Origin of the sequence: Lentzea sp. NPDC058450 (assembly GCF_042721395.1) — a bacterium.
In the GTDB taxonomy this organism is placed as follows: domain Bacteria; phylum Actinomycetota; class Actinomycetes; order Mycobacteriales; family Pseudonocardiaceae; genus Lentzea.
The window spans coordinates 1-26,916 of record NZ_JBHXLO010000011.1 but is presented as its reverse complement, the minus strand read 5'-3'; the positions used below and the strand labels follow the sequence as shown (position 1 = coordinate 26,916).

General features: G+C 67.9%; 25 protein-coding genes, 1 tRNA gene and 1 riboswitch. Of the genes, 17 read left to right on the top strand and 9 right to left on the bottom strand.

All coding sequences use genetic code 11. The features are described 5' to 3' along the window. The first annotated feature begins 16 nt into the window (after nucleotides 1–16). A complete protein-coding gene (locus ACFWNN_RS18770; RefSeq protein ID WP_382441183.1) occupies nucleotides 17–3,724 on the top strand; it encodes a tetratricopeptide repeat protein in 3,708 nt (1,235 codons plus the stop codon). A 40-nt stretch (nucleotides 3,725–3,764) separates the two neighbouring features. Here the strand turns inward: ACFWNN_RS18770 and ACFWNN_RS18765 are convergent, their stop codons facing one another. The 4 genes from ACFWNN_RS18765 to ACFWNN_RS18750 form a co-directional block, all read right to left on the bottom strand. Further along, nucleotides 3,765–4,136, bottom strand: a complete 372-nt coding sequence (locus tag ACFWNN_RS18765) for a hypothetical protein (protein WP_382441182.1) — start codon at nucleotides 4,134–4,136, stop codon at nucleotides 3,765–3,767. A 146-nt stretch (nucleotides 4,137–4,282) separates the two neighbouring features. Continuing rightward, nucleotides 4,283–4,690: a roadblock/LC7 domain-containing protein gene (locus ACFWNN_RS18760; protein WP_382441181.1), complete on the bottom strand. Its 408-nt coding sequence runs from the start codon at nucleotides 4,688–4,690 to the stop codon at nucleotides 4,283–4,285. Nucleotides 4,691–4,715: 25 nt separating this feature from the next. Then, the gene (locus ACFWNN_RS18755; RefSeq protein WP_382441180.1) at nucleotides 4,716–5,447 is read right to left on the bottom strand and encodes a hypothetical protein; all 732 of its coding nucleotides are present in this window, start codon (nucleotides 5,445–5,447) and stop codon (nucleotides 4,716–4,718) included. A 387-nt stretch (nucleotides 5,448–5,834) separates the two neighbouring features. After that, a tRNA-Gly gene (locus tag ACFWNN_RS18750) sits at nucleotides 5,835–5,905 on the bottom strand. A gap of 88 nt (nucleotides 5,906–5,993) precedes the next feature. On the opposite strand from ACFWNN_RS18750, the gene dcd reads away from it, so the two are divergent. Next, the gene (dcd, locus tag ACFWNN_RS18745) at nucleotides 5,994–6,575 is read left to right on the top strand and encodes a dCTP deaminase (RefSeq protein WP_382441179.1); all 582 of its coding nucleotides are present in this window, start codon (nucleotides 5,994–5,996) and stop codon (nucleotides 6,573–6,575) included. A gap of 12 nt (nucleotides 6,576–6,587) precedes the next feature. On the opposite strand, the gene ACFWNN_RS18740 is transcribed toward dcd, so the two are convergent. Next, nucleotides 6,588–7,571: a cation diffusion facilitator family transporter gene (locus ACFWNN_RS18740; protein WP_382441178.1), complete on the bottom strand. Its 984-nt coding sequence runs from the start codon at nucleotides 7,569–7,571 to the stop codon at nucleotides 6,588–6,590. Between the two features lie 213 nt (nucleotides 7,572–7,784). Here ACFWNN_RS18740 and ACFWNN_RS18735 point away from each other — a divergent pair, with 213 nt between their 5' ends. The 5 genes from ACFWNN_RS18735 (at nucleotide 7,785) to ACFWNN_RS18715 (ending at nucleotide 12,216) form a co-directional block, all read left to right on the top strand. After that, on the top strand, nucleotides 7,785–8,336 hold the full coding sequence (locus ACFWNN_RS18735) for a MarR family winged helix-turn-helix transcriptional regulator (protein WP_382441177.1): 552 nt from the start codon (nucleotides 7,785–7,787) through the stop codon (nucleotides 8,334–8,336). Nucleotides 8,337–8,489: 153 nt separating this feature from the next. Continuing rightward, nucleotides 8,490–9,722, top strand: coding sequence for an SdrD B-like domain-containing protein (locus ACFWNN_RS18730; RefSeq protein ID WP_382441176.1), 1,233 nt, complete (start codon nucleotides 8,490–8,492; stop codon nucleotides 9,720–9,722). Between the two features lie 25 nt (nucleotides 9,723–9,747). Beyond that, on the top strand, nucleotides 9,748–10,956 hold the full coding sequence (locus ACFWNN_RS18725; RefSeq protein WP_382441175.1) for an SdrD B-like domain-containing protein: 1,209 nt from the start codon (nucleotides 9,748–9,750) through the stop codon (nucleotides 10,954–10,956). A gap of 32 nt (nucleotides 10,957–10,988) precedes the next feature. Then, nucleotides 10,989–11,369: a phage holin family protein gene (locus ACFWNN_RS18720; RefSeq protein WP_382441174.1), complete on the top strand. Its 381-nt coding sequence runs from the start codon at nucleotides 10,989–10,991 to the stop codon at nucleotides 11,367–11,369. A gap of 64 nt (nucleotides 11,370–11,433) precedes the next feature. Next, nucleotides 11,434–12,216 (top strand): SdrD B-like domain-containing protein, encoded by a 783-nt coding sequence (locus ACFWNN_RS18715; RefSeq protein WP_382441173.1) that lies wholly within the window; start codon nucleotides 11,434–11,436, stop codon nucleotides 12,214–12,216. A 55-nt stretch (nucleotides 12,217–12,271) separates the two neighbouring features. On the opposite strand, the gene ACFWNN_RS18710 is transcribed toward ACFWNN_RS18715, so the two are convergent. After that, nucleotides 12,272–14,491 carry a (Fe-S)-binding protein gene (locus ACFWNN_RS18710; RefSeq protein ID WP_382441172.1) on the bottom strand — a complete coding sequence of 740 codons (2,220 nt, stop codon included), beginning with the start codon at nucleotides 14,489–14,491 and terminating at the stop codon, nucleotides 12,272–12,274. Nucleotides 14,492–14,637: 146 nt separating this feature from the next. On the opposite strand from ACFWNN_RS18710, the gene ACFWNN_RS18705 reads away from it, so the two are divergent. From ACFWNN_RS18705 to ACFWNN_RS18670, 8 genes are all read left to right on the top strand, one after another. Next, a complete protein-coding gene (locus ACFWNN_RS18705; protein WP_382441171.1) occupies nucleotides 14,638–14,961 on the top strand; it encodes a DMT family transporter in 324 nt (107 codons plus the stop codon). 8 nt (nucleotides 14,962–14,969) lie between these two features. Next, a complete protein-coding gene (locus ACFWNN_RS18700) occupies nucleotides 14,970–15,545 on the top strand; it encodes a TetR/AcrR family transcriptional regulator (RefSeq protein ID WP_382441170.1) in 576 nt (191 codons plus the stop codon). A 5-nt stretch (nucleotides 15,546–15,550) separates the two neighbouring features. Next, complete coding sequence (locus tag ACFWNN_RS18695; protein WP_382441169.1) at nucleotides 15,551–16,105, top strand: hypothetical protein; 555 nt, start codon at nucleotides 15,551–15,553, stop codon at nucleotides 16,103–16,105. Between the two features lie 82 nt (nucleotides 16,106–16,187). Beyond that, on the top strand, nucleotides 16,188–17,039 hold the full coding sequence (locus tag ACFWNN_RS18690; protein WP_382441168.1) for a DUF4097 domain-containing protein: 852 nt from the start codon (nucleotides 16,188–16,190) through the stop codon (nucleotides 17,037–17,039). A gap of 182 nt (nucleotides 17,040–17,221) precedes the next feature. Further along, a complete protein-coding gene (dnaK, locus tag ACFWNN_RS18685; RefSeq protein ID WP_382441167.1) occupies nucleotides 17,222–19,096 on the top strand; it encodes a molecular chaperone DnaK in 1,875 nt (624 codons plus the stop codon). Beyond that, nucleotides 19,093–19,722 (top strand): nucleotide exchange factor GrpE, encoded by a 630-nt coding sequence (grpE, locus tag ACFWNN_RS18680; protein ID WP_382441166.1) that lies wholly within the window; start codon nucleotides 19,093–19,095, stop codon nucleotides 19,720–19,722. Before dnaK ends, grpE begins: the two co-directional genes overlap by 4 nt. Nucleotides 19,723–19,739: 17 nt before the next feature. Next, nucleotides 19,740–20,906 (top strand): molecular chaperone DnaJ, encoded by a 1,167-nt coding sequence (dnaJ, locus tag ACFWNN_RS18675; protein WP_382441165.1) that lies wholly within the window; start codon nucleotides 19,740–19,742, stop codon nucleotides 20,904–20,906. A 5-nt stretch (nucleotides 20,907–20,911) separates the two neighbouring features. Continuing rightward, a complete protein-coding gene (locus tag ACFWNN_RS18670) occupies nucleotides 20,912–21,340 on the top strand; it encodes a heat shock protein transcriptional repressor HspR (protein ID WP_285637061.1) in 429 nt (142 codons plus the stop codon). 381 nt (nucleotides 21,341–21,721) lie between these two features. On the opposite strand, the gene ACFWNN_RS18665 is transcribed toward ACFWNN_RS18670, so the two are convergent. Then, complete coding sequence (locus ACFWNN_RS18665) at nucleotides 21,722–22,621, bottom strand: SDR family oxidoreductase (protein ID WP_382441164.1); 900 nt, start codon at nucleotides 22,619–22,621, stop codon at nucleotides 21,722–21,724. A 91-nt stretch (nucleotides 22,622–22,712) separates the two neighbouring features. Here ACFWNN_RS18665 and ACFWNN_RS18660 point away from each other — a divergent pair, with 91 nt between their 5' ends. Further along, entirely contained in the window at nucleotides 22,713–23,288 is a 576-nt protein-coding gene (locus tag ACFWNN_RS18660) for a TetR/AcrR family transcriptional regulator (RefSeq protein WP_382441163.1), read from the top strand. On the opposite strand, the gene glyA is transcribed toward ACFWNN_RS18660, so the two are convergent. Continuing rightward, nucleotides 23,271–24,488 carry a serine hydroxymethyltransferase gene (gene glyA / locus ACFWNN_RS18655; RefSeq protein WP_382441162.1) on the bottom strand — a complete coding sequence of 406 codons (1,218 nt, stop codon included), beginning with the start codon at nucleotides 24,486–24,488 and terminating at the stop codon, nucleotides 23,271–23,273. The two genes, ACFWNN_RS18660 and glyA, sit on opposite strands and share 18 nt — an antisense overlap. A gap of 13 nt (nucleotides 24,489–24,501) precedes the next feature. Beyond that, nucleotides 24,502–24,586: riboswitch (ZMP/ZTP riboswitch) on the bottom strand. A 6-nt stretch (nucleotides 24,587–24,592) separates the two neighbouring features. Beyond that, nucleotides 24,593–25,696, bottom strand: coding sequence for an FAD-binding oxidoreductase (locus ACFWNN_RS18650; protein ID WP_382441161.1), 1,104 nt, complete (start codon nucleotides 25,694–25,696; stop codon nucleotides 24,593–24,595). A gap of 319 nt (nucleotides 25,697–26,015) precedes the next feature. Between ACFWNN_RS18650 and ACFWNN_RS18645 the strand changes: the two genes are divergently transcribed. Continuing rightward, nucleotides 26,016–26,651, top strand: a complete 636-nt coding sequence (locus tag ACFWNN_RS18645) for a pyridoxamine 5'-phosphate oxidase family protein (protein WP_382441160.1) — start codon at nucleotides 26,016–26,018, stop codon at nucleotides 26,649–26,651. Nucleotides 26,652–26,916: the final 265 nt, after the last annotated feature.

The window sequence follows — 26,916 nt, the reverse complement described above, 5'->3', positions numbered from 1 at the left end:
CCTCGGAGGTGAGCAGGTGGTCAACCGATCGGTTACCGGGCGGGTCACGAAGAGCACGATCATCACCGGCGACCGCAACACCGTGCACGTCCCTCCGGAGGAGCCGCGGGCCCGCCCGCCCCGAACCCGACGGGCCGCCCACAAGGCCCTGTTCGGCCCCGAGCGCCACCCGGTCGCCAGCAGGCCGATGACGTGGTTGCGCACCGAAGCCGGCATCGTGCCGCACCAGCCGCGCCCCGAGGACTCGCGACTGCTGTCGTGGTGCCTCAGCGAGGACCAGTTCCAGGTCCAACTGGTGTGCGGCCGCGGCGGCCAGGGCAAGACCACCTCGGCTCGCTACCTCGTGCAGTGCTTGACCGAACGAGGCTGGCTCGCCGGCTTCGTCGACCTCACCGAGGCCCGCCAGGACGGTGCGTCCCCTCGCCGCTGGGCCGAGCTCGAAGCAGCCATCAGCAGCCGCCCGGTGCGCCGCTCCCAGGCACTCCTGGTCGTCGACTACGCCGAACACGAACCCTTCGTCCTGCAACGCCTGCTGACCGTCATCCGCGGCTCCTCCGTGCGCCTGCTGCTCCTGAGCCGCAGCGAAGGCGCGTGGTGGAACGACCTCGTCGCCGACCCGGCCTGGTCGAACCTGGTCAACCCGGCCCCGCTGCGCCTGCCGTCGCTGACCGATCAGGTCAGCCCCAGGCGAGTGGCCGAGATCCACTCCGAAGCGGTCCGCTGCTTCGCGTCCCACATGCGTCCGCCGGTGGTAGTACCTGACACCCCACCCATACGAACTTTCACCACCACGCTCGACCTCTACGCCGACGCACTGCTGCGAGTCCTGGACGCCACCAGCGGCCCGGTGCACGGAACCGGCGACCCGATCACCGACCTGATGGCCCACGAACTGCGACACCTGCACACAGTTCTCTCGGCGCACGACATCGACCTCGGCTCACACGACCGCCAACTCCTCCTCCTGGCCCCTTTCCTCGTGCCCGCACCAACTGCGGACGACGCCGCACGAGCCATCAACGCGCTCGGCTTGGAGGCGAGCCTCGAAGAACCGCTGGTGCACAAGCTGGTCCGCGTACTGGGCGAGCTGTACCCCGACGACGACGGAGGAGTGTGGGCGGCCCCGCGCCCGGACCGTCTACCAGACACGCACGTGGTTGCAGTAGCGGCTCGCTACACGTCCGACACGGACTGGGTTCGTCTGCTGGTGAGGCTTTGCAGGTCGGATGAGGACTTCCACGACGCAATCGTCGCGCGGACGTTGCTGCGCGTCGTTTCGACACCTGACCCGACCGGCGGGCTCGGCCCAGGACTGCGCCGGGTGGCCACCGGCTTCGACCAGTTGGTGCGATCGGGGAGCTTCGGATTCGTCTTGACCGCGACCGTGCTTCGCCCAGGTGACTTCATCGAAGCCGTGGGCGAAGGGTTGTCGGACGAGGGAAACCTGTCAGCGGACGAGGTCGCCCAACTCGACGGCTGTCTGACCATGCTCGGGTTCTCCACACGCAGGGCGTTGGAATTCGTGCTCGTGTCGACCCGTCGGGTGCGTGACACAGAACCCGGTGAAGAGGCCGGCGTTGACGCCCTCGAGCTGCACGCGGTCGAGCTGCACAAGCACGGGACTCGTCTGTCGGAAGCGGGGAGACAACGGCAGGCGGTGGAGGCGGTGCGTGTCGCCGTGACGATCAGAGAGCGACTGGCTGAGATCGACTCGGCCAGGTACGAGCCGGATCTGGCCATGTCTCTCAGCAACCTCGCCCTGGGACTCCACGACCTCGGCGCGACCGGAGAAGCACTCCAGTTCGTCGAACGAGCGGTCGCAGTGCGCAGGAGGCTGGTCGAGGACGACGAGTCTCAGCGTTCCGGGTTGTCCTTCTCGTTGGCCAATCTCAGCAGGATCCTGGACACGATCGGCCATCGCGGAGAGGCGAAGGGCGCGTTGAAGACGGCCATCGAGATCAGAAACCAACTGGTCGCCGAGGACTTCAGCGACAACATCGAGCATCTTGGCGGCCTGCTGAACAACTACGGGAACCTGCTGGCGAAGACGGGCGAGGTAGGTGCAGCGCTGGACGTGCTCCAGCGCAGTGTTCAGATCTTCGCGTCTTTGGTCGCGCAGAACCCCGATGCGCATCTACCCGACTACGCCACGGCACTCTCCAGCTACGGCGGCGCTCTCGGCGATGCCGGCAGATACGCGCAAGCCGTCGGTCCGGTCCGAACAGCCGTCGAGATCCTGGACTCCCTGGTGCCGAGGAACCCGGAGGCGATCCTCCCGTCTCTGGCTCTGACCGAGGCCAACCTCGCGAACGCACTGTGGGAGGCAGGACGCAGAACCGAGGCGTTGCCGCACGCTCGGCGTTGCGTCGAGGTCAGAGGTCACCTCTGCCGGACCGGTCCTGACATTCGTCGGCTCGAGTTGGTCGAGTCCCTGTCGAACCTCGCCGTCATGCAAGGCGGCCTGGGGCAGAAGACGGAGGCGACCGAGTCTGCGAGGACCGCGGCCGAGATTGCTGAACACCTTCTCGAGTCGCGTGCCGGCGAGGCAGGCCGAGCCGTCCTGGCCACAGCGATCATGACCTACTCGAGGCGACTGCTGGAGGAAGGCGACAGAGATGAGGCCGTTGTCCAGGCTCGGCGGTCTGTGTCCCTGCACGAGAGCCTTCTTGACGCGTCATCGCAGGCGGACATGCACACGTTCGCGATGTCGTTGACCAGGTTCTCCGCTCTGCTCTCCGATGCGGGCAGGTTCGACGAGAGCAGGGAACAGGCCGAGCGAGCCGTTCGGATCTTCGAGGAACTGGCGGAACTCGGAACAGCTGAGCACCGGCTGGGGCTGGCGCACGCCGTCAGCAACCTGGGTGTGCAGTACGAGAATCTGGGCATGGTCGACGAGTCCGTCACCGCTGAGTTGCGAACGGTGAGCCTGTGGGAGCACCTGGTCGACGGCGACGCACAGGCACATCGCGCGGACCTGGCCAGCGCTCTGGATCGCCTGGCTGATGGTCTGTCCGGACACGGCCAGCCGGAAGACGCTCTGCGGTACGGCGAGCGAGCGACGGAGATCTGGACGTCGCTCGACGCGGCCAACCCCGGCGCCGGGTACCGGGGCAAGCTCGTCGAGTCCCTTCGCAACAACGCCAACATCGTGTCCCGGTCGGAGCAGCCGGAGGAGGCGGTCGAACGGTGCCGGCTCGCCGTGGAGACCGCTCGATCGCTCGGCCCTGCCGACTCACCCCTGCCGCAGCTGTCTCTGGCGTTGGCGCTGAACCTCTTGGGCAGTCTGCTGTTCGACGTCGACCGGTCCGCCGAGGGGAAGTCGTACGCCCGCGAGGCCGTCGAGATCATGCAGGCTCTCGACGAGAACCATCCGGACGCCCACCGGTCGACCCTGGCGATGTGCCTCTCGACCTACGCGGGGCTGCTCGCAGACGTGGGCGAGGACGAGGCCGCCATGAAGGAGGCATTGCGCGCGGTGGCCTTCTGCGAGTTGCTCGCGGAACGCAGCATCGAAGCGCATGGCGAAAGGCTGGCGTCATCGCTGGGGCTGGTGGGCAGCCTGCACCTCTACGCCGGCCGCGACGAGGAGGCGGTGAACCTGATGCGTCGCGCGATCGCCGTGCTGGAGCGGTGCGCCGAACGCAAGCCTGGTGTCGCCGCAGTGCTCCTCGCGAGGAAGGGCCACCTCGCGACGGTCGAGGAGATGCTGGTTCGGGGCGAATGACGAAGACCCTCACGAGGAGGGCCTTCGGGAGTCGCAGGTGTCACACCTGCAGTTCGGACTCGATCCGCTTGAGCTGGTGGCGGGCCATGGCGAGGTTCGCGTTGTCGCGTTCCAGCACGAGGTACAGGAACAGCGAGCCGCGCGATTTCACGCCGCTCATCAGCCGGATCAGGTGGTACTGCCGGTGCAGCGTGATGAGAATGTCTTCGATGGTGTCGTTGAGTCCCAGCGAGGCCATCACCCGGAGTTTCGAGCGAATGACTTCGGTGTTGCCGGCCGCCGCGACTTCGAGGTTCAGCCAGTCGCCGCCGCCGCTCGTGCCGAGTGACATGCCGCTGTCGTAGTCGACGAGCGCGACACCGACAGCGCCGGAGATGGACATGGCTTCCTTCATTGCGATATCGATGTTCACGGAGCTCCATTTTCTTTTAGCAACTGGTGGCGGAGACGACGTGGCCGCTTTGCGGTGTCTCGAGGGCATGCGGACACGTCTCCAGGTCGAGGAAATCAATGTCGAGAACGATGATCCGAACATCGCGCGTCCCGGAGTCAGGCGCGCTAGGCGGCCAGAATCGCGCCGACTCGTTCGATCACCGGACGGGACTCGTGCAGCAGTCGTCCGAGATTAAGTCCCTTGTCGCCGAGCACGACCAGCAACGAGAGGCGGCCGATCGCGTAGACGGCCATGTAGCCCTCGCTGCCGAACACGACGGTCTGGCTGAGGGTTCCCATTCCGATCACTTCCGCCGACTGCCTGGCGATTCCGAGGCTGCTGGCGGCCAGTGCGGAGATGTGCGCGGGGTCGACGTTCTTGGCGACGTCGGCGACGATGGGAATGCCGTCGGACGCGGCGATCATCGTGTCGGTCACTCCGGCGACGGCTTCGCGGAGCTTCCGCATTTCGGCGTTGAGTGCGTCGTAGTCCAGTTCGCTCCAGTCCTGAATGGGGAAGGGCGAACCGCTCAAGACCAACATTCCACCTCCGACAGGTTCAGGCGATTCCCGAGTTCGACAAGGCCTGTCCCGGCTGACGCAGGGGCAGTGAACTCGGCTGGGCAGTGCCGACGTCCTGAACAGCAGCTTTACGTGGGCGCAGCCGGGTGAGCCCCCACCGTGACGACGTGGCGGGCGCGGCGATCTCCAGCAACCCGGTGCCGAGCATCCGGGACACCTCGACCGTCACGGGGTGCAACCCGCGCCCGAGCGAGAAAGCCAGGTCCCGGGCGGTCCGCCGCCCGGTGGCGAGCGCCATGATCTCCCATTGCTCCTCCGTGGCGGCCTTTTTGTCGGTGGCCACCAACCGGTCCCGATAAGGCGACACGGCACGCGGGAGTCCGGCAACGCCTTTCAGCAGACCTGTGGTTTCCGACAACAACAGGTCCACGGAAATTCCGTTCCGCGCGGGCAAAAGAGGCCGATCGGCGCTTTCGTCCAGAAAACACCTTTCGATCTCATCGACCACAACGGCGAACGTCCCGTCACGAATGGCACCCGCCGCACAACGCTGGATCTCGGCGGACCCGATCACCCCGCGCCCGACGAGCGCGGCGTGCAAAGACCGCATCTTGACACTGCTCACCAGTGCCGCGATCCAGTCGTTCTCCTTGATCCGCCCGGACCGTCGCAAGAGCGTTTCGATCCCGGGCGAACCGGGACTGTCCACCCCCACCACAGCGCCGTCGTGCAAATGAAACAGTCCACCCGCGTTGCCGGCGACGCGCAAAGCGCCGGTGACTCGATCCGCCTGGCACTGCGTCAGGGCGTACGCGAGGACGTCGAATGAGGTTCGATTGTCGCGTCTCAGAGGTCACTCCGGGTTAAATCGGACTTACCGAGCGGGTACGTGACGGGCTGATCATTCGATCGAGGTACATCGCCTATATCGAAAGAGCGACCGGCCGGGTTACTTCTTACCCGCAGAAACCGGTCGTGTCGCTTAAGCATCACACGATCGAGTGAAGCATTCCACCACGCAAAGCAACCTTGATTTCATTCCCTATCCATTGGATTCGCGCAGGTGATCCGCCGCGGATCGGCCGTCGCGCACCCCGGACACGACTAAGGCCCAGGCGGGTCGATGGGCGACTCCGGCCTGGGCCTTCGGTTCGAGAGCGGGTGACGGGAATCGAACCCGCCTCTACAGCTTGGGAAGCTGTCGTTCTACCAATGAACTACACCCGCGTGAGCCAAGCTCGTTGCCGATCATACACAGAGACCGGCAACGAGCGGTGCGCCCGTCAGGGACCACGTCTTCGGTTAGCCTGTCCGGGTGCTGCTGAGTGACCAGGATCTGCGCAAAGAGGTCGAGTCCGGCCGTCTCCTCCTCGACCCCTTCGACGTGGAGATGCTCCAGCCGTCGAGCATCGACGTGCGGCTGGACCGGTTCTTCCGGGTCTTCAACAACACGAAGTACACGCACATCGACCCTGCGCAGCAGCAGGACGACCTGACGAGTCTCATCGAGACGCCCGCAGGCGAGCAGTTCGTGCTGCACCCCGGCGAGTTCGTGCTCGGCAGCACCTACGAGATGGTCACGCTGCCGGACGACCTGGCGGGCAGGCTGGAAGGCAAGTCGAGCCTCGGCCGGCTCGGGCTGCTCACGCACTCCACGGCGGGCTTCATCGACCCCGGCTTCTCCGGCCACATCACGCTGGAGCTGTCGAACGTCGCCAACCTGCCGATCACGTTGCACCCCGGCATGAAGATCGGGCAGCTCTGCCTCTTCAAGCTCAGCAGCCCGGCGGAGCACCCGTACGGCTCGAAGCAGGCCGGCAGCCGCTACCAGGGGCAGCGCGGGCCTACGCCCAGCCGCGCCTACCTCAACTTCCACCAGACCGACACACGCCGCTAAGACGCCAAGGCGTTAGGACGACAGGTCGCCGTAGCGCTCCAGCACGCGGCGGCGCAGTTCGGGGTCGGTGCGCGGGACGGGTTCGAGGAAGATCTCGTCCAGGTCGGGGAACGACGCGCGCAGCTCCGCCGACACCCGCACACACGCGTCTTCCAGCTGGTGTGCGGTCAAAGCGTCGTCGAAGTCGAGGCGGGCGCACAGCAGCACGCGGTCGGTGCCGATGAGCATCGTCAGCACGTCCACCACGGCGTCGACCTCGGGCACCTCGCCCAGCCGGCGCCAGATCGCCTTCACCATCACCGGGTCCGCCTGCCGTCCGATCAGCAGGCCGCGGTTGGTGCGCGCCAGGGTGTACGCGACCAGCGCCAGCAGGACGCCGATCGCCAGTGAGGCGAGGCCGTCCCAGAGCGACGAGCCGGTCAGCTGGTGCAGACCGAGGCCCGCGAACGCGAGCACGAGACCGATCAGCGCGGCGGAGTCCTCGAAGAACACCGTCTTGACGGTCGGGTCGTCGGAGACGCGCAGGAAGTCCCAGAAGCCGCGGCCGTGCGCGGCCGCCTCGGAGCGGACCTGCCGGAACGCCTGCGTCCAGGAGATCGACTCCAGCGCGAAGGCCAGGCCCAGCACGATGTAGCCCACGAGCGGGCGGGTCTGTTCCTCCGGCTCGCCGAAGACCGTGCGGAAGCCCTCGTAGAACGCGAACATCGCGCCCGACGCGAAGATCGAGACCGCCGCCAGCAGCGACCAGAAGTAGCGCTCCTTGCCGTAGCCGAACGGGTGCCGGCGGTCGGCCGGTCGGTCCGAGCGGCGCAGGGCGGTCAGCAGCAACGCCTCGGTGAACGTGTCGGCCACCGAGTGGGCGGCCTCGGAGAGGATCGCGGCCGATCCGGTCAAAATGCCCGCAATGGCCTTCATGACCGCAATAGCCAGGTTGACCAGCAACGCGAGGACGACGGTCAGCGTGCTTTCGCCCGAGCTTTGCGGCTTCTCGCTCATGTGGATCAGCCTAGGCCGCCAGAGCTGACGCACCCGATCACTACTGCATTCGAGTGACATTCGGAGGGGAGAGCAACATCGGCGGCAGCTCGGGTGTCTTACATGCGGGATCTGCAACCGGGGGGACGCTGATCACCAGGGGGTAAGACGGAACGGCCCGCGTCCGGGAGAGACGCGGGCCGTTCTGCATGTCGGCGCAACTACCATCGTGAGATGGGCAAGCGTGGTGCGGACGACACCGATGCCGAGGTCGAGGCGTGGAGGGCCATGGTTCCGGCGATCGATCCGGTGGTCGAGGGCGTGGTCGACCGGGTGCACCAGATCAGCAAGTACCTCGACTTCCTCGCCACGGAGATCGCCGCGCCGCACGGCCTCAACCGCGCCGACTACGAGATCCTCGCCCGCCTCTTCTGGATCGGGCCGCCGCACCGCCTCACGCCCAAGCAGCTCGCGAACGGCACGCTGAGCCCGGCCACCACGATCACGAGCCGCCTCGACCGGCTGGAGAAGGCGGGCCTCGTCGTGCGCCAGCTCGACCCCGCCGACCGCCGCTCGTTGCCCGCCACGCTGACCGACGCGGGGCGCGAGATCTTCCTGCGGATCGTCGCCGGCCAGGCGGAACGCGAGCGCGACCTCTTCACCGCGCTGCCCGGCGCCGACCTGGAGAACCTGCGCGACCTGCTGCGCCAGGTCATGGAGGTCCTGTCCGGCGAGCTCGGCCCCGCCCACCGTCGCACCCGGCTCGCACTCGACGGCAAGGAGTAATTGCTACGAACTCGTACTATCCGATATCGTGCTAAACGAGAGGGAGGGGTACGGGATGGGTGGCTATCCGCTGTCTGAGTGATCGGGATCACGCAACATCGGCACCCTCGGGATCCGATTACCCAATTGGAGTAATCGGATCCTGGGGGAACTGTGCGCAAGCTTTGCGCGGCCGCGATGGCGGCCGCACTCGTCCTGCCCGTGACCGGCCTGAGCGCCGTCGCGCAGGAGGACAAGATCTCCATCGGCGGCCTGGTGTGGTTCGACCACAACGGGGACCGCGCGTCCGCCGGTGAGCCGGTGCTCGCCGGCGAGACGATCGTCCGGCTCAGCCTGGACGGCAGCGACGAGACCCTCGGCGAGTACGCGACCGACGACAAGGGCGTCTACTCGATCACCGGCCTCGCGCCCGGCAGGTACCGCGTCAGCGTCACCGACGGGCGCTACCGGCACACCACCGAGGGCAGCGTCGTCACCGAGGGCGGCACCGTCGACTTCGGACTGAAGGGCTACGGCATCGCCGGCTCCTCGTTCCACGACAAGAACAAGGACGGCGTCCGCCAGGCCGACGAGGAACTGCTCTCGCCCGGCACGCTCAACGGCAAGCCCATCCCGGTGTCCCGGGAGAACGGTCAGTTCAGCGTCGACGACCTGCCCGCCGGCAAGTACGAGTTCGTCGCGGCCGACTACTCGGCGCGCAAGCTCGCGCTGGCCGAGCCGAAGGGCACCGACACCATCGACTGGGCCACCGGCAGGCTCGACTTCTCGCTCGGCGAGAACGAGGGCCCGGCGCCGTTGTCCGTGCTGTACATCGATCCCAGGGTCGACATCGCCCTCGAAGCCTCGCTGGCCAAGGACACCTACGTGCTCGGCGAGCAGATCGACCTCAAGCTCAAGCTGACCAACAAGGGCGACGTGCCGGTCACGCCGTCGTTCCTGATGGCCGAGTTCGACGAGAAGCTCGTCTCGGTCAGCGACAACGTCGTGGCGCACGGCAACAAGGACTTCGACCTCAAGCACAAGTTGCTGCCCGGCAAGTCCGCGGACGTCGAGCTGAAGTTCGTGCCCAACGGCACCGGCTTCGCCGCCGTGTGGCCGTTCGCGCTCTACAACTTCGGCGGTTTCGCGGACGTCGACCGCAAGAACAACAGCGTGAAGATCCCCGTCAAGGTCGTGGAGAAGACCACCGAGACCACCACGACGACGGCCCCGACGACCACCACCGCGCCGACGACGACCACGACCGAGCAGGCCGTGGCCCAGGCGGGCACCAAGTCGGGTCTCGCGTCCACGGGCGCCTCGCCGCTGGGCTTCCTCGCCCTCGGCGCGCTCCTGCTCACGGCCGGTGCCGCCGCGTTCGTCGCGGCCCGCCGCCGCCGTTCCTGAACCACCACAAGTCCTTGGGGAACAAGTGAAGAAGCTCTTCGCCGCCGCGACCACGGCGGCCATCGCACTGACGGTGGGCACACCCGCCCTCGCCCAGGACGCGACGATCAGCATCGAGGGTCAGGCCTGGCTCGACCGCAACACCAACCGCGCCCACGACGAGGGTGAGGTCCTGCTCGCGAACGAACCGGGCGGAACCATCGTCAAGGCCGACTCGGGCGAGGTCGTCGCCACCTTCGCGACGGACGCGAACGGCCGTTACGCCGTGAAGGACCTGCCCGCCGGCAAGTACCGCGTCGAGCACCCCGTGACCACGCGGTACAACTTCCTCCCCGAGCACCGGACCACCGAGGGCGGCACGGTCAACCTCCGCTTCTACGGCTCGTGGTTCGAGGTGAGCTCGTTCGTCGACACCAACCTCGACTTCGTGCGCCAGCCGGACGAGGAACTGCTCGACGCCGGCACCCTCAACGGCAAGCCGTTGCCGAAGGCCGGTGAGGACGGCAAGGTCGTGGCGAACGACCTCCCGTTCGGTGACTTCGTCTACGTCGCCGCGGACCACTCGGCCAGGAACCTCCGCCTGGCCGACGGCGCGACCCGCACGAAGAACTTCAAGCTCGAGAAGTTCGACAACGCCGAGCACCTCGACGCCCGCCACGTGGCGATCAAGGGCGACCTCGCGGTCGAGATGCCGGTCCTCACGCCGTCGAAGGACGTCTTCGTCCGCGACGAGGAGGCCGACGTCGTCTTCAAGATCACGAACAAGGGCGAGGCGCCGGAGAAGGCGTCCTTCGTGCTGGCGAGCTACTACGCCAAGACGCTGTCGATGAGCGACGACGTCGTGCCGCTCGACCCGAGCGGCCACGAGTGGGAGACCAAGGAGGTCCTCGCGCCCGGCGCCAGTGTCGACGTGCGGATGCGCGTCAAGTTCGTCGAGGTGAAGGAGCAGACGCTGCACGTCATCGTGCGGCCGAGCAAGTTCTTCAAGGAGCCGTTCGGCAACAACGTGGCGATCCGCAAGCTGAACGTCGTCGAGCCGGGCACCGGGACCACGACCTCGGCCCCGGCGACCACCGCCGCGCCGGCCACGACCGACCAGGCCGTGGCGAAGGCGGGCAACTCCTCCGGTCTCGCGTCCACGGGTGCGTCGCCGCTGGGCTTCCTCGGCCTCGGTGCGCTGCTGCTCGCGGCCGGTGGGAGCGCGTTCTTCGTGGCGCGCCGCCGCCGGTCCTGACCACTTAGGACCCGCCACGGTTAGGCTTCGGCATGGGCATCTTGGTGCAAGTGCTGCTGACCGCCGTGGCGGTCTGGGTGTCGACCGCCCTCCCCGGCATCGACCTGGGTGAGGGCTCGACCGGGACGAGGATCCTGACGCTGATCGGCGTCGCGGTGATCTTCGGCCTGGTCAACGCGATCGTGAAGCCGGTCGTGAAGTTCTTCGGCTGCCTCTTCTACCTGCTGACGCTGGGCCTGATCGGACTCGTCGTGAACGCGCTGCTGTTCATGCTCACCGGATGGCTGGCGGAGCAGTTCGACCTGCCGTTCCGCGTCGACGGCTTCTGGCCCGCGTTCTGGGGCGCGATCATCGTCGCCCTGACCGGCTGGGTGCTGAACGTGATCTACGACAAGGTCACCGACCAAGACTGAGGCAACCCCCGGCACGCGGGGTGCGTGTCCCTGGTGAAGTTCACATTCATCTGGGGGATTCGAAATGCGTGCAGTGGCAAGACTTTCCGCTCTCGGGCTCGCGCTGGCGGCGTCGGCCTTCGTCGTGTCACCGGCGATGGCCGACGAGCCGACGACCGGCGTCGTCTTCGGGTCGGCGTGGATCGACAGCAACGGGGACGGCGTCCGTCAGCCGGGCGAGCCGCCGATGGTGGGCTACTCCTTCCTGATCCCCGGTGACTACATCACCGGGAGGACGGACGAGAACGGCAACTACCGGATCGAGAACGTCCCGGCCGGCACCCACACGGTGACCCTGTTCGTCCAGAGCTGGGAGACGACGTTCACCAAGAGCGGCCGCGACTCGGACTTCGACCAGAACACCCGCAGCACCAAGCAGTTCACCCTCGCGGCGGGCGGCGAGGCCGGTCCGTTCGACGCGGGCTTCGTGCCGGGGCGGTTCGACGTGGCGGCCACTCGCGTGGACGCCCCTCGCTTCGCGAAGGTCGGTGACGAGGTCGACGTCAAGGTCACCTATCGGAACAAGAGCAACGCGGCCACGCCGTTGTACGGCACGGCAACGTTGCCGGCGGGGCTGACCCCGTTGTCGCACAACGCGCCCGCCGGTTCCATCGACGGGCAGACGGCGTACCTGTCGAGCGTCTACCAGGCGGACACGTACATCGGCGAGTCGGTCACCTACACGGTGAAGGCGAGGGTGGACGCGCCGATCGACTGCGGCGAGATCGTCGTGACCGCTGACACCAACGGCCGGCCCGACGCCAACACCATGAACAACGTCAAGAAGGCCACCATCAGCGCTTCCTGACAAAAGAACCGGCCCCGGTCCACAGTGGACCGGGGCCGGTTTCGTCGTTCGCGGGTCAGACCGTCGACTCCTCCGCGGCGGGTGCCGGCTGGCCCCGCTTCACGGACTCCAGCAGCATCTGCGCCACGTCCACGACCTCGACGTGCGCCCCGGCCTGGCCGTCGGACTGACGCGCGGTCACACCGTCGGTCAGCATCACGCGGCAGAACGGGCAGCCCGTCGCGATCTTCGACGGCGCGGTGCCGAGCGCCTCGTCCACGCGGTCGAGGTTGATGCGCTTGCCGATCCGCTCCTCCATCCACATGCGGGCGCCACCGGCACCGCAGCACATGGACCGCTCCTCGTGCCGCGGCATCTCGCGCAGCTTCGCGCCCGACGCCCCGATGAGCTCACGCGGTGCTTCGTAGACCTTGTTGTGGCGGCCCAGGTAGCACGGGTCGTGGTACGTGACGTCCTCGGTGACCGGCGCGACCGGCACCAGGCGGCGTTCGCGCACCAGCTTGTTCAGCAGCTGCGTGTGGTGCACGACCTCGTACGTGCCGCCGACCGAGGGGTACTCGTTGGCGAGCGTGTTGAAGCAGTGCGCGCACGTGACGACGATCTTGCGCTGACCGGCGGGCCGGTCCTCGAACACCGAGTTGAGCACCTCGACGTTCTGCTGCGCGAGCATCTGGAACAGGAACTCGTTGCCGGCACGACGGGCCGGGTCACCGGTGCAGGTCTCCTCCGGGCCGAGCACCGTGTACTTCACGCCCGCGGTGTGCAGCAGCTCCGCGACGGCGCGCGTGGTCTTCTTCGCGCGGTCCTCGAACGCGCCGGCGCAGCCGACCCAGAACAGGTACTCCGCGTCGCCCAGGTCGCCGTCGAAGACCGGCACCTCGAACTCCAGGCCGTCGGTCCACGCCAGGCGGTCCTTGGCGTTCTGGCCCCACGGGTTGCCCTTGTTCTCCAGGTTCTTGAACATGCCGCCGAGCTCGGTCGGGAAGTTCGACTCGATCAGCACCTGGTAGCGGCGCATGTCGACGATGTGGTCGACGTGCTCGATGTCCACCGGGCACTGCTCGACGCACGCGCCGCAGGTCGTGCAGGACCACAGCACCTCGGGGTCGATGACGCCGAGCTCGTCCGGGCCGCCGACGAGCGGGCGCTCGGACTCCGCCATCGCCAGGACGTCGATGGACTCCAAGCGCTTCTTGTAGTCCTCGTACTTGTCCTCGGTGAGACCGACCTCGTCACCGGCCATGTCCTTCGAGCCACCGGCCAGCAGGTACGGCGCCTTGGCGTAGGCGTGGTCGCGCAGCTGCGTGATGACCAGCTTGGGGGACAACGGCTTGCCGGTGTTCCAGGCGGGGCACTGCGACTGGCAGCGGCCGCACTCGGTGCAGGTGGAGAAGTCGAGCCAGCCCTTCCAGCTGAAGTCCTCGACCTTGCCGACGCCGAAGACGTCCTTGTCCGGGTCGGCCTCCTCGAGGTCCAGGACCTTGCCGCCGGACATCATCGGCTTCAGCGCGCCCAGCGCGACGCCACCGTCGTCCTCGCGCTTGAAGTAGATGTTGAAGAACGCCGAGAACCGGTGCCACGCAACGCCCATCGTGAGGTTGCGGCCCACCACGATCAGCCAGATCATGCCGCTCAGCAGCTTGATCAACGCCATCACGGAGACCCAGATCGCGGCGGTCGGCAGCACGTGCGACAGCGGCTGCGTGACGAACGACGTCCACAGCGGCGCCTCTTCCAGGCCCGCCGACTGCTTGAACGCCTTGACCAGCAGGATGCCGACGCCCTCGATGATGACGACGGCCTCGACGAAGTACGCGGACTTGAAGTCCGAACCCTGGAACCGGGAGACCCGGTCGGCGCGGCGCGGGTGGTTGCGCTGGCGGATCACCGCGAGGGCCACACCACCGACGACGGTGCCGAGGCCGAGCAGTTCGATCAGCAGCAGCCACACCGACCACGTGCCGATGATCGGCCAGTGGAAGTGCGGGTCGAACACCTCGCCGTACGCCTCGAACAGCACCGCGGACCCGATGAGGAAGCCCCACATCACCATCCAGTGCCACGGGGCGACCGAACGGAACTTCGCCATCCGGGTGTGCGCGACGAACTCGACGATCATCGTCTTCAGGCGCGGCACGAACGGCCCGAAGCGGGTCCCGTCCGGCTGGCCGAGCCGGATGATCTTGATCTGCTTCAGCACGGCGGCGACGAACACGCCCCAGGCGACGACGCTCACCGCCACGGCGACGAGCCCGAGAACCAGCTGGAGGGTCATGGCGGGAGTCTAGGACAGGTTACTGCTCAGTAACCACTTGGACGTGGCCGGTGTCTCCTCACGTACCGGTCAAGTATCCAGAAGTTGATCAAAAACTTATGGAACACTTGTTCAGGTAGTTGTCCTGAGCAGCCGTGGAGGTCGCCGTGCTGTACCTGCTCCTCGTTGCGGCGATCGCAGCGGAGATCGCCGCCACCGTGTCGTTGAAGCTGTCCGAGGGCTTCAGCAGACTGTGGCCGTCCGTGATCGTGGTCGTCGGGTACGCCATCGCCTTCACCGCACTTTCGCGCGCGTTGAAGTTGGGTATGCCCGTGGGCGTCGCCTACGCCGTATGGTCCGCAGTCGGCGTTGCCGCCGTTGCGATCATCGGTTGGAAGTTCCTCGGCGAAACCCTCAACCCCACGATGGTCGTCGGACTGGCGCTGATCATCGGAGGAGTGGTGACGCTCGAACTCGGGAGGACGCACTGACCGCGGCAGTGGAGCAGAAGGTGGACGGACGCAAGGCGCGTGGCGAGAAGAAGCGCCGCGCCATCGTCGAGGCCACCCTGCGCGTGATCGAACGAGAGGGCGTCGCGGGCGTGACGCACCGCAGCGTCGCCCGTGAGGCCGGCGTGCCCACGACGGCACCCACCTACTACTTCGCGACGCTCGACGACCTGCTGATCGCCACGCTGCTGTGGTCGGCGGACGAGATCTGCGACGACATGCTCAAGATCGTCGCGTCCGGCGGCACCGCCCGGGAGATCGCGCAGAGCCTCGCGCAGGCCGTCAACGCGAACCGCGGCCGCACGCTCGCCGAGTACGAGCTGTACCTGCTGGCGGGCCGTCGCCCCGAGCTGAAGCCCGCCGCCCGCCGGTGGCTCGACCTGGCCGTGGAACTCGCGCGCCCGGCTGACCCCATCGCGTTCCGGGCGTTCCTCGCGGCGATCGACGGCCTGCTGATCCAGGGGCTGATCGCCGACGTTGCTCCGAACGAGGACGAGCTGGAGCCAATCGTGTCCTTCTTGATCCGCGGCCGCGACGATTCCACGGCCGTCCCGCGGGAAGAATAGGAACCATGAAGTTCGCGCGAGAGGTGTCCGGCATCAGCCACGGGGTGAGCCTCGGGCTGCTCGCCGCGCTGTACGTGCGCGACTCGCTGGCGTTGTCGGTCGACGTCGAGCCGCACGTGCCGGGCCTGGAGCCGTCGCTGCCGGTGCAGGTGCCGATCGGCACCGACCGCGCGGCCGTGACCGCCGAGTGGCCGGGCTGGTGGGCCGACGCGCTCGACGCGTGCACCCGAGGCGCCGAGTCCCCGACTCCGGAGGACGCTCCGGCGCTGCTGACCCGCCCGGCCAGCCGGGCCGCCGTCCTCGCGTTGAAGCCCGGCATCGAGCAGTTGCACCGCGTGCAGAGCCCTGCCGCGTTGCCGATAGGAGACGTGCTGCGCGGCATCGAGTCGCGCATCGGCCGGTGGGCGCAGAGCGTCGAGCTGCACATCGTCGAGGTGCCGGTCGAGGGCTTCCTGTGGGAACGCATCGCGCCCGCGCACGTGCTGGCGTCCACCCGCTTCCTGAACGACCCGGCCCGCACGGCACCGGCGTTGCGCGCGGTCCTCGAAGACCTGGTCTGAGCCCTCGGTAGGGGTAGCCCCACCCCACCTTCGGGGGCTTGCAGCCGTGTAGCTGCGCCCCGCCGCCTCTACTTTTGTGGTCATGATGAGGACGGCGCTGGTGGCGTTGGTTGCGGGGGCGGTGCTCACGGTGTCGGCCGGCTGTGGCATCCGCATCATGAAGTACGAGTTCCAGGACGACCACGTGGTCGCGGAGAGCTTCAGCATCGTCAAAGTCCGTGGTGGGGACCACGACAACGACTCGGGGGACGTGACGATCCGGTACCAGGAGGGGCTGGCCGAGACGAAGATCCACCGCAAGGTCGAGCACGTGAAGGACAACAAGCCGTCGGGCATCGCGCACCGGGTCGAGGGCGACGCGCTGGTGCTGGACGGGTGCGGCCGGAACTGCGAGATCAACTACGAGGTGCTCGTCCCGAGCAACAAGATCAAGGTGCAGGGCAACGCGGGGTCGGGGGACGCCGTCTTCGAAGGCCTGGCCGCGGTCGACTACCGGACGGGGTCGGGAAAGATCCAGGTCAGGGACATCGCGGGGGACGTCAGGGTCGCGGCGGGTTCGGGTGACCTCGAAGCCGCGCGGATCGACGGCGCCCTGACCGCGGAGGTCGACTCGGGGAACGTGGTGCTCGACCTGATCAAGGGCAAGGCGATGGTCGTCACCCACTCCGGCGACATCGTCGGCACCGGGATCGACAACGACCTCACCGCCGACGCGTCCTCCGGCAACGTCTCGCTGACGTTCCTGTCGACCCGCTCGCTGCGGGCGAACTCCGGGTCGGGAGACATCAACGTGCGGATTCCGGGCGGTCCGTTCAAGGTCGTCGGCGAGACCGGCAGCGGCGACCGCTGGATCAACGTGCCGACCGATCCGGCCGCGCGGAACGAGCTCCAGCTGATCACCGCGTCGGGGGACGTTCGCGTGGTCGGCATCTAGAAACAGGGGGACTGTGTCGAGGGCCACTCCACAAGGGGTGGCCCTCGGCGCGTTCTGAGGGAACAACCAGAGTTCTTCGGTCGTTGGGCCAGTCAGAAAGCTTGAGTCGGGTAGGCTCAGGTTTGAGCGGATGGCAAACTTGAGCCACCAACGCTCAACAAGTACTAGCGGAAGGAACTCCAATGGCGCGTGCAGTCGGCATCGACTTGGGGACGACCAACTCCGTCGTCGCTGTTCTCGAGGGCGGTGAGCCGACGGTCATCGCCAACTCGGAGGGCTCGAGGACGACCCCGTCCATCGTCGCGTTCGCCAAGAACGGCGAGGTCCTCGTGGGTCAGCCCGCGAAGAACCAGGCCGTGACCAACGTCGACCGCACCATCCGGTCGGTCAAGCGCCACGTCGGCACCACCTGGCAGACCGACGAGGTCGACGGCAAGAAGTACACCTCGCAGGAGATCTCCGCGCGCGTGCTGATGAAGCTCAAGCGCGACGCCGAGGCGTACCTCGGTGAGGAGATCACCGACGCGGTCATCACCGTCCCCGCCTACTTCGAGGACGCGCAGCGCCAGGCCACCAAGGAGGCCGGCCAGATCGCGGGCCTCAACGTGCTCCGCATCGTCAACGAGCCGACCTCCGCCGCTCTGGCGTACGGCCTCGACAAGGGCGAGAAGGAGCAGACCATCCTGGTCTTCGACCTCGGTGGCGGCACGTTCGACGTCTCGCTGCTCGAGCTCGGCGACGGCGTGGTCGAGGTCCGGGCGACCTCCGGTGACAACCACCTCGGTGGCGACGACTGGGACCAGCGCGTCGTCGACTGGCTGGTCGAGCGGTTCAAGTCGGCCAACGGCATCGACCTGACCAAGGACAAGATGGCCCTCCAGCGCATCCGCGAGGCTGCGGAGAAGGCCAAGATCGAGCTCTCCAGCTCGTCGCAGGCGTCCATCAACCTGCCGTACATCACGGTCGACGCGGACAAGAACCCGCTGTTCCTCGACGAGACGCTGTCGCGCGCCGAGTTCCAGCGCATCACCAACGACCTGCTCGAGCGCACCCGCGCGCCGTTCAACAACGTGATCAAGGACGCCGGTGTCTCCGTCGGCGACATCGACCACGTCGTGCTCGTCGGTGGCTCGACCCGCATGCCCGCCGTCGCGGAGCTCGTCAAGGAGCTGACCGGCGGCCGCGAGCCCAACAAGGGCGTGAACCCGGACGAGGTCGTCGCCGTCGGCGCCGCTCTCCAGGCCGGTGTCCTCAAGGGCGAGGTCAAGGACGTCCTGCTGCTCGACGTCACCCCGCTGTCCCTCGGCATCGAGACCAAGGGCGGCATCATGACCAAGCTGATCGAGCGCAACACCACGATCCCGACGAAGCGTTCCGAGACCTTCACGACGGCCGACGACAACCAGCCGTCCGTGCAGATCCAGGTCTTCCAGGGCGAGCGCGAGATCGCGGCGCACAACAAGAAGCTCGGCATGTTCGAGCTGACCGGCCTGCCGCCCGCCCCCCGTGGCGTGCCGCAGATCGAGGTCACCTTCGACATCGACGCGAACGGCATCGTCCACGTGTCGGCGAAGGACCTGGGCACCGGCAAGGAGCAGTCGATGACGATCACCGGTGGCTCCGCGCTGCCGAAGGACGACATCGACCGCATGGTGAAGGACGCCGAGGCCCACGCGGAGGAGGACAAGCGCCGCCGCGAGGAGGCCGAGGTCCGCAACCAGGCCGAGACGCTCGTCTACCAGACGGAGAAGGTCGTCAAGGAGAACGACGACAAGCTCCCGGCCGAGATCAAGGACAAGGTCAACGCCGCGATCGCCGAGGCGAACGAGGCGCTCAAGGGCACCGACATCGCGGCCATCAAGTCCGCGGTGGAGAAGCTCGCCACCGAGTCCCAGGCCATCGGCCAGGCGATCTACGCCAACGCCCCGGGCGCCCAGGGCGCCGAGGCCCCTGGTGCGGACGCGCCGGGTGCCGCGGGTGCGGGTGCCGGTGCGGGCGCCAAGAAGGACGATGACGTCGTCGACGCCGAGATCGTGGACGAGGACGAGAAGAAGTGACCGAACCGAGGCACGCCGCCCCCGAAGAGGAGCAGCCTCAGGTCGTCGTGAACGACCGGCGCCGGATCGACCCCGAAACGGGCGAGGTCCGGCCGCCGGCCCACGCGGCTCCCGAGGAAGGCGCTGCTCCGGAAGAGCCCTTGGTCGCCGAGGTCGTGGACGAGGTGGCCGCCGAGCTGAAGACCCAGCTCGACGAGCGCACCGCCGACCTCCAGCGGCTCACCGCCGAGTACGCGAACTACCGCAAGCGGGTGGAACGCGACCGCGAGGCAGTGATCAACAACGCGAAGGCGTCCGTTGCCGGCGAGCTGCTGTCCGTACTGGACGACATCGAGCGGGCCGCCGCGCACGGCGACCTGACCGGTGCGTTCAAGGCCGTGGCGGACAAGCTCGTGTCCACGCTGCAGAAGACCGGCCTCGAGCCGTTCGCGCACGAGGGCGAGGCGTTCGACCCGTCGGTGCACGAGGCCGTGCAGCACAGCACGTCCCCGGACGTCGACGGACCGACGGTCACCGCGGTGCTCCGCCGCGGCTACACCTTCGGCGAGAAGCTGGTTCGCCCCGCGCTGGTCGCGGTGACCGATCACGAGCCCGGTGCCGCACCGGCTCCGGCTGAAGAAGCGTAGGGAGGAGGAGACGTCCGGTGAGTGCTAGGGACTGGATCGAGAAGGACTTCTACCGCGAGCTGGGCGTCTCCTCCGACGCGTCGGCCGACGAGATCAAGAAGTCGTACCGCAAGCTCGCGCGCGAGCTGCACCCGGACGCGAACCCCGGTGACGCCAAGGCCGAAGCCCGGTTCAAGTCGGTCTCCGAGGCCTACGGCGTGCTGTCGGACGCGGCCAAGCGCAAGCAGTACGACGAGGCCCGCCGCCTGTTCGCGGGCGGTGGCGGTTTCCCCGGTTCCGGCGGCTTCGGCTCCGGCGGGTTCGACGTCAACGACCTGTTCGGCCGTGCCGCGCAGAACACCGGTGGCGGCGGCCTGGGCGACCTGCTCGGCGGCCTGTTCAACCGGCGCGGAGGTGGCACGGCTCCCGGTTCCGCCACGCGTCCGCGTCGGGGCGAGGACGTCGAGACCGACGTCCGCATCGACTTCACCGAGGCGGTGAAGGGCGCGACGGTGCCGCTGCGCCTGTCGTCCCCCGCCGCCTGCACGACCTGCAACGGGTCCGGCGCCAAGCCGGGCACCACCCCGCACACCTGCGCGACCTGCTCGGGTTCCGGCCTGGTCACCCGCTCGCAGGGCGCCTTCGCGTTCAGCGAGCCGTGCCGCGACTGCCGCGGCACCGGCCGGATCATCGACGACCCGTGCCCCGAGTGCGGCGGCGACGGCGTCAGCACCCGCACCCGCACGCTGACCGTGCGGATCCCGTCGGGTGTCGACGACGGCCAGCGGATTCGCCTTGCGGGACAGGGCGAACCGGGCCGCAACGGCGGTCCGTCCGGCGACCTGTTCGTGCGCGTGCACGTCAACCCGCACAGCGTCTTCGGCCGTCAGGGCAACGACCTGACGCTCAAGGCGTCGATGACGTTCGACGAGCTCGCGCTCGGAACGACGTTGACCGTGCCGACGCTGGACGGCAAGGTGACCTTGAAGGTGCCGGCGGGCACCGCCTCCGGGCGAGTGCTGCGGGCGCGGGGCAAGGGGATCACGAAGCGCGACGGCACTTCGGGCGATCTCCTGATCACCCTGGAGGTCGCGGTGCCGAACAACCTGTCGTCCGAGGCCCGCAAGGCCCTGGAGGCGTACGCCGATGTGACGCGGGATCACGACCCCCGCAGCGAACTGAACGCACTTCTTGAAGGGCGGTGAGTTCGGTGGGTTTTCCGTTCCCTCCCGGGACCGATGAGGACACGCCGTTCTTCGTGATCTCGGTGGCAGCCCAGCTGTCCGGCCTGCACGCCCAGACCCTCCGGTCCTACGACCGGATGGGCCTGGTCTCCCCTGGCCGCACCTCCGGCGGTGGCCGCCGCTACTCCATGCGCGACATCGTGCTGCTGCGCGAGGTCCAGCGCCTCTCGCAGGACGAGGGCGTCAACCTCGCCGGCATCAAGCGGATCATCGACCTGGAGAACCAGGTCGACGCGTTGCGCTCGCGCGTGGTCGAGCTCCAGCAGGAACTCGCCCAGGCGTTGGCGGCGGCCGACTCCACAGCCGCCGCCGTGCACGCCTCCTACCGGCGCGACCTCGTGCCGATCCGGCAGGAGACCGCGCTCGTGGTGTGGAAACCCAAGCCGCGCAAGTGATCGAGCGCTCGTCGTAGGTCTTCGCGACGCCGCGCCCGCGAGTTGGTCGAGTTGTGTGACCACCGCGGTGCGCGGCATCGTGCTTTCAGCCCGGTTTCTGCTGCGCCAACTGCCTTTCGCCGCACCTCGAGATGCTCGGCAACCGGAAGGATCGGCCACTCGGACGGGTGAAGCTTGTCCTGATCCGCGCCTGGCGCCGTCTGGTAGACGTCCGGATTCCATGATCCCCTTCCCGCAAGCGGAAGGGGGCGGGCGGCGGCGAGAGGGGCGGCCGGCGCGACAGACGATCGAGAAGCACGGCGAACCCACCTCGGTCAGGTCGGCAGGACGGGGTGCGCGAAGGACCGGAAGCCGGGGCCCGCGCGCCGAGCGGGTCGAAGGTCAGCGCTCGTCGAAGTAGAACCCGCTCTCCAGGTCCTCCAGCAGGCCGGGCTCCTTCGGTTCCCAGCCCAGCAACGCCTTCGTGCGCTCGGCCGACGTCGGCGCGTCCCGCGACACCATGAACGCCAACGGACCGAAGTGCTCCTGCGCGCGCTCGGCCGGGATGCTCTCGACCGGTACACCCAGCTTCCGCCCGATCACCTCGGCGATCTCCTTCATCGTGATCGCCTCCTCGGCGACCGCGTGCAGCACCGAACCCGCCGGTGCCTTCTCCGCCGCCAGCCGGTAGAGCCGGGCCGCGTCCCGCGTGTGGCCCGCGGACCAGCGGTTCGCGCCGTCGCCCGGGTAGCCGGAAACCCCTGTGGCGCGGGCGGTGCGCACCAGGATCGGGATGAAGCCCGCGACGTCCAGTTCACTGTGGACGGTCGGTGGCAGCACGACGACCGAGCCGCGGACGCCGGTCGCGTCGAGGATCTCGTTGCGGGCGGCGCCACGTGGGCCCTCGCTCGGGATCCGCTCCTCCTCGGTGGCCGTGCGGCCGAGGCCCGAGTACGCCAGCGTGCCGGCGGTGCCGACGAGCGCCTTGCCGGTGCCGGAGAGCTCGTCGAGGAACGCGCGCACCACGGCGAGGTCGGCCTCGGAGGCTCCCTGGTAGTCGCCCGCGTACATCTCCTCGTGCTTGAACGCCAGGTGGATCACGGCGTCCGCCTCGGCGGCGCCCTTGCGCAGGCCGTCGAGGTCGTCCAGGTCGCCGCGCTGGACCGTCACCCCCTGGGCCTCGAGCTTGACGGCGGACGCGTCCGAGCGCGCCAGGCCGACGACCTGGTGGCCGGCGCCCAGCAGTTCGGGAACCAGGGCCGATCCGACGTGACCGCTGGCGCCCGTGACGAAGACCTTCATGTGCTCGTCCTTCAGTGAAGAGTGATGGGACTTGGTCTCATCAACCGTAGCAGAGTGATGGGACTGTGTCGCATCACTTAGGATGTGAGGCATGGGTCGATGGGAGCCGGACGCGCGGGAGCGGTTGGTGCGCGCCGCACTCGACCTGTTCAGCGAGCAGGGGTACGAGAACACCGCGGTCGCGCAGATCGCCGAGCGCGCCGGGCTGACGAAGAGCACGTTCTTCCGGCACTTCCGCGACAAGCGCGAGGTGTTGTTCGGCGGCCAGGACGTGCTGGCGGAGCTGATGACCGGCGCGATCGCCGATGCCGGGCCGGACGCGTCGCCGCTGGACGCGGTCGAGGCGGCGCTGGTGGCGACCGCGGTGACGTTCACCGAGCAACGGCGCTCGCACGGGCCGCAGCGGCTGGAGGTGATCGCGAGCAACGACGAACTGCGTGAGCGGTCTGCGTTGAAGATGGTCGGGTTCGCCATCGCGATGACGGACGCGCTGAAGCGGCGCGGGGTGCCGGAGCTGGAGGCCGCGGTGGCCGCCGAGCTCGGCGTGCTGGCCTTCAACCACGGCTACGAGCGCTGGCTGCCGACCGGCGGGGACTTCGGGGAAGTCGCCCGCCGGACGTTCAGCGAGGTCCGCGAGGCCGTCGGGAAGCTAGAGCGAGGCGAGTAGCTCCCCGACCTCGGCGGCGATGCGGTCGAGCGCCTGCTCGTCGTCGTGGGCGGCGATCGCGCGGTCCATCCAGTCCGCGATCAACGGCATCTGCTCGGGCTTCAGGCCGCGCGTCGTGATCCCCGGCGTGCCGAGCCGGATGCCGGACGGGTCGAACGGCTTGCGGGTGTCGAACGGGACCGCGTTGTAGTTCAGCTCGATGCCCGCGCGGTCCAGCGCCTGTGCGGCCGGCTTGCCCGCGATCAGCTTGGACGTCAGGTCGATCAGCACCAGGTGGTTGTCGGTGCCGCCGGAGACCAGGTCGAACCCGCGCTCCAGCAACGCCTCCGCGAGCGCCTGGGCGTTGCGCACGATCATCTGCGCGTACTCGCGGAACTCGGGCTTCGCCGCTTCCTTCAACGCCACGGCGATGGCGGCCGTGGTGTGGTTGTGCGGCCCGCCCTGAAGGCCGGGGAAGACCGCGCGGTCGATCGCCTTCGCGTGCTCGGCGTCGGTGAGGATCATGGCGCCCCGCGGTCCGCGCAACGTCTTGTGCGTGGTCGTGGTGATCACCGGCGCGTACCCGACCGGCGACGGGTGGGCACCGCCCGCGACCAGCCCGGCGATGTGCGCGATGTCGGCGACGAGCAGCGCGCCGACCTCGTTCGCGATCTCGGCGAACGCCGGGAAGTCGATCGTGCGCGGGATCGCCGTGCCACCGCAGAAGATCACCTTCGGGCGTTCGATCTGCGCCAGCGTGCGGACCTCGTCCATGTCGACGCGGCCGGTCTCCTTGCGGACCTCGTACTGGACGCTGCGGAACCACTTCCCCGTGGCCGAGACGCTCCAGCCGTGCGTGAGGTGACCGCCCATCGGCAGGGACATGCCCATCACGGTGTCGCCGGGGTTGAGGAACGCGAGGTACACGGCGAGGTTCGCGGGTGAGCCCGAGTACGGCTGCACGTTCGCGTGGGCGACGCCGAACAGCGCCTTCGCCCGTTCCTGTGCCAGCAGTTCGACCTGGTCGATGACCTGCTGGCCCTCGTAGTACCGCTTGCCGGGGTAGCCCTCGGAGTACTTGTTCGTCAGCACCGAGCCTGTTGCCTCAAGCACGGCCTGCGACACGTCGTTCTCCGACGCGATCATGCGCAGCTTGCTGGCCTGACGACGTTCCTCGGCCTGGATCAGGGCGGCGATCTCGGGATCGGCTTCGCGCAGCACGGCATCACTCCGTGCCGGGCACCCAGGCGTTCGGTGCGCTCGGCCGTCGCTTCCCGGTGGTCAGTTCCACCCTCGGCACGCCAGTCGCTTACGACGTGCCGAGCTTAGTCCAGCGTGAACGGGTCGTACTTGATCCGGTCGAGCGGAGTGCCCGCGACCAGCATGCGGGACACCGTGGACCTGATCATGGCCGGGCTGCCGCAGACCAGGACGTCCCGGTCCTCCCACGCGCCGTAGCGGGTGACCACGTCGGCGAGGCTGCCCTGCTCGACACCTCGGACGCCGGGGTCCGACTCCAGCACCGGCACGACCGTGAGCCACGGGTTCGTGGTCGCGATGCGCTGCAGGTTGTCGAGGTCGTACAGGTCCTCGCGGGTGCGGCCGCCGTAGAACAGGTGCACGCGCGGGTTCTCGCCGTACTGCGACATCTCGTCGATGATCGCGTGCATCGGCGCGACACCCGTGCCACCGGCGACCATGAGGATGTCCGTGCCGGCCGTGCGGTCGACCGACAGACGTCCCATGGGCGGTCCGATGCGCCACTGGTCACCGGCCTGCGTGTGGCCGACCACCGAGCGGGACACCCAGCCGCCGTCGACGGACCGGATGTGGAACTCGATGACGCCGTCCTCGCGCGGTGCGTTCGCCGGCGAGAAGTACCGCCACAGGCGCTTGCGCTGCGGCGTCTCCACGCTGACGTACTGACCGGCCTTGTAGCTCACCGGGTGGTCCGGCTGCAGGCGCACGACCGCGAGGTCCCACGACACCCGCTGGTGCTCCAGCACCGTCGCGTGCCAGTAGGCGGGCCCGTTGTCGGCGTCGGCCGCCTCCTGCATGGCCCTGGCCATGAGGGTGTAGGCCTCGGCCCACGCCATCTCGACCTTGGGCGTCCAGGCGGCGCCGGAGAACTTCTTCACCGCGGACAGCAACGCCGTCCCGACCGCCTCGTAGTGGACGTTGATGACACCGAACTTGCGGTGGTCACGCCCCAGTTGACGCAGGAAGGGGATGAGGTCGTCCGGGCGGTCGACCATCTGCACGACGTGCACGAGGGCGCGCAGCAGGCGGCTGCGCTGCACCTCCATGTTCGCGGGGAACATCTCGCGTGTGGCAGGCGAGAGCGAGAAGAGCATGCCGTAGAAGAACTTCGCCACTTCTTCGGCGTGCGGTTCCACCACAGCGAAGCTCTCCCGGATCATCCGCACCATCGCGGTGACGCCAGGTGGGGGTTCTCGGTGTGGCGGGGTAGGGATGGGGCTCAGCACAGCGTTCGCAGTCATGGTCCGCGCGCAGTCTCCACGTTCTCATTGGGTGTTTCTGAGTAGCGCCGGCTGGGGCGCTGTCGTTACTCGTCAAGCATCCGTCCCCCGACAGGGTGGACAGTAACCCCTGATCGGGCCCTTTGACTCCTTGATGCCACCTTCGAGCGAAGCACGGTAACTCTACGTGACTAGTTGTTACCGCAACAGTGTGAATGTGAGGGTCCTTCTGTACCGGGTTGCGCGCTTGCGTGCTTGGGTTGGGCGCGTGTCCCTGCCAGAGCTCACTGAAACCACCTCACCCGACCGTGTTGAGCACGACGCTTTGCCTGGCTCACGTGGTGAGCACTTCCTCCAATGTGCCCTGGAGACGACCGATCGCGCTACGCGCTTCTACTCGGACCAGGTACTGGATCACCTCAACCCGCTGATGGTCTCGTTCGTCGCCCGGATGGAGATGGCGTTCATCTCCACCTCTGACGCGGATGGGGAGTGTGATTCCTCGCTGCGTGCCGGGCCGGCCGGGTTCCTGCACGTCGTGGACTCCCGGACCCTCGTGTATCCCGAGTACCGGGGGAACGGGGTCATGGCTTCGCTCGGGAACATCATGGAGAACCCGCACGTCGGGATGCTGATGCTGGACTTCACCGAGGATCTGATCGGGCTGCACGTTAACGGGGGTGCCCGGATTGCGGCTTTTGAGGAGTTTGCTGGGTTGGCTGGGGAGGATCGGAAGGTTGAGCGGTGGGTGGTGTTTTCTGTGGAGGAGGCCTACATCCACTGCCGGAAGCACATCCCTCGGATGGTGCCGGTGGATCGGATCCGGGACTGGGGGACGGACGACGTTCGGCGGAAGGGTGGGGACTTCTTTGAGGCCAAGGGGTCGAAGGTCGTCGAGTCCTGATCTGCGCCGGTTTGTTTAGGTGGTTGGGGTTGCGTGCGGCGGGTTTCTGTTGCGTGCTTCCCCTGGGGCTCTGCCCCAGACCCCGGCAATCTGATCAGGGGGTAGCGCTGCCTGCAGGTTGATGGCACGCCTGTTTCGTAGGGCGGCTGCCTGTTTCGTAGTTGGGTTGCGTTGGCGGTGGGGTCCCATCACAAGTCGCACCAGGAGCGGGCCACACCTGGACGGGTCTGTCAAACAGACGAAGAGCGTGTCTGTTTGACAGACC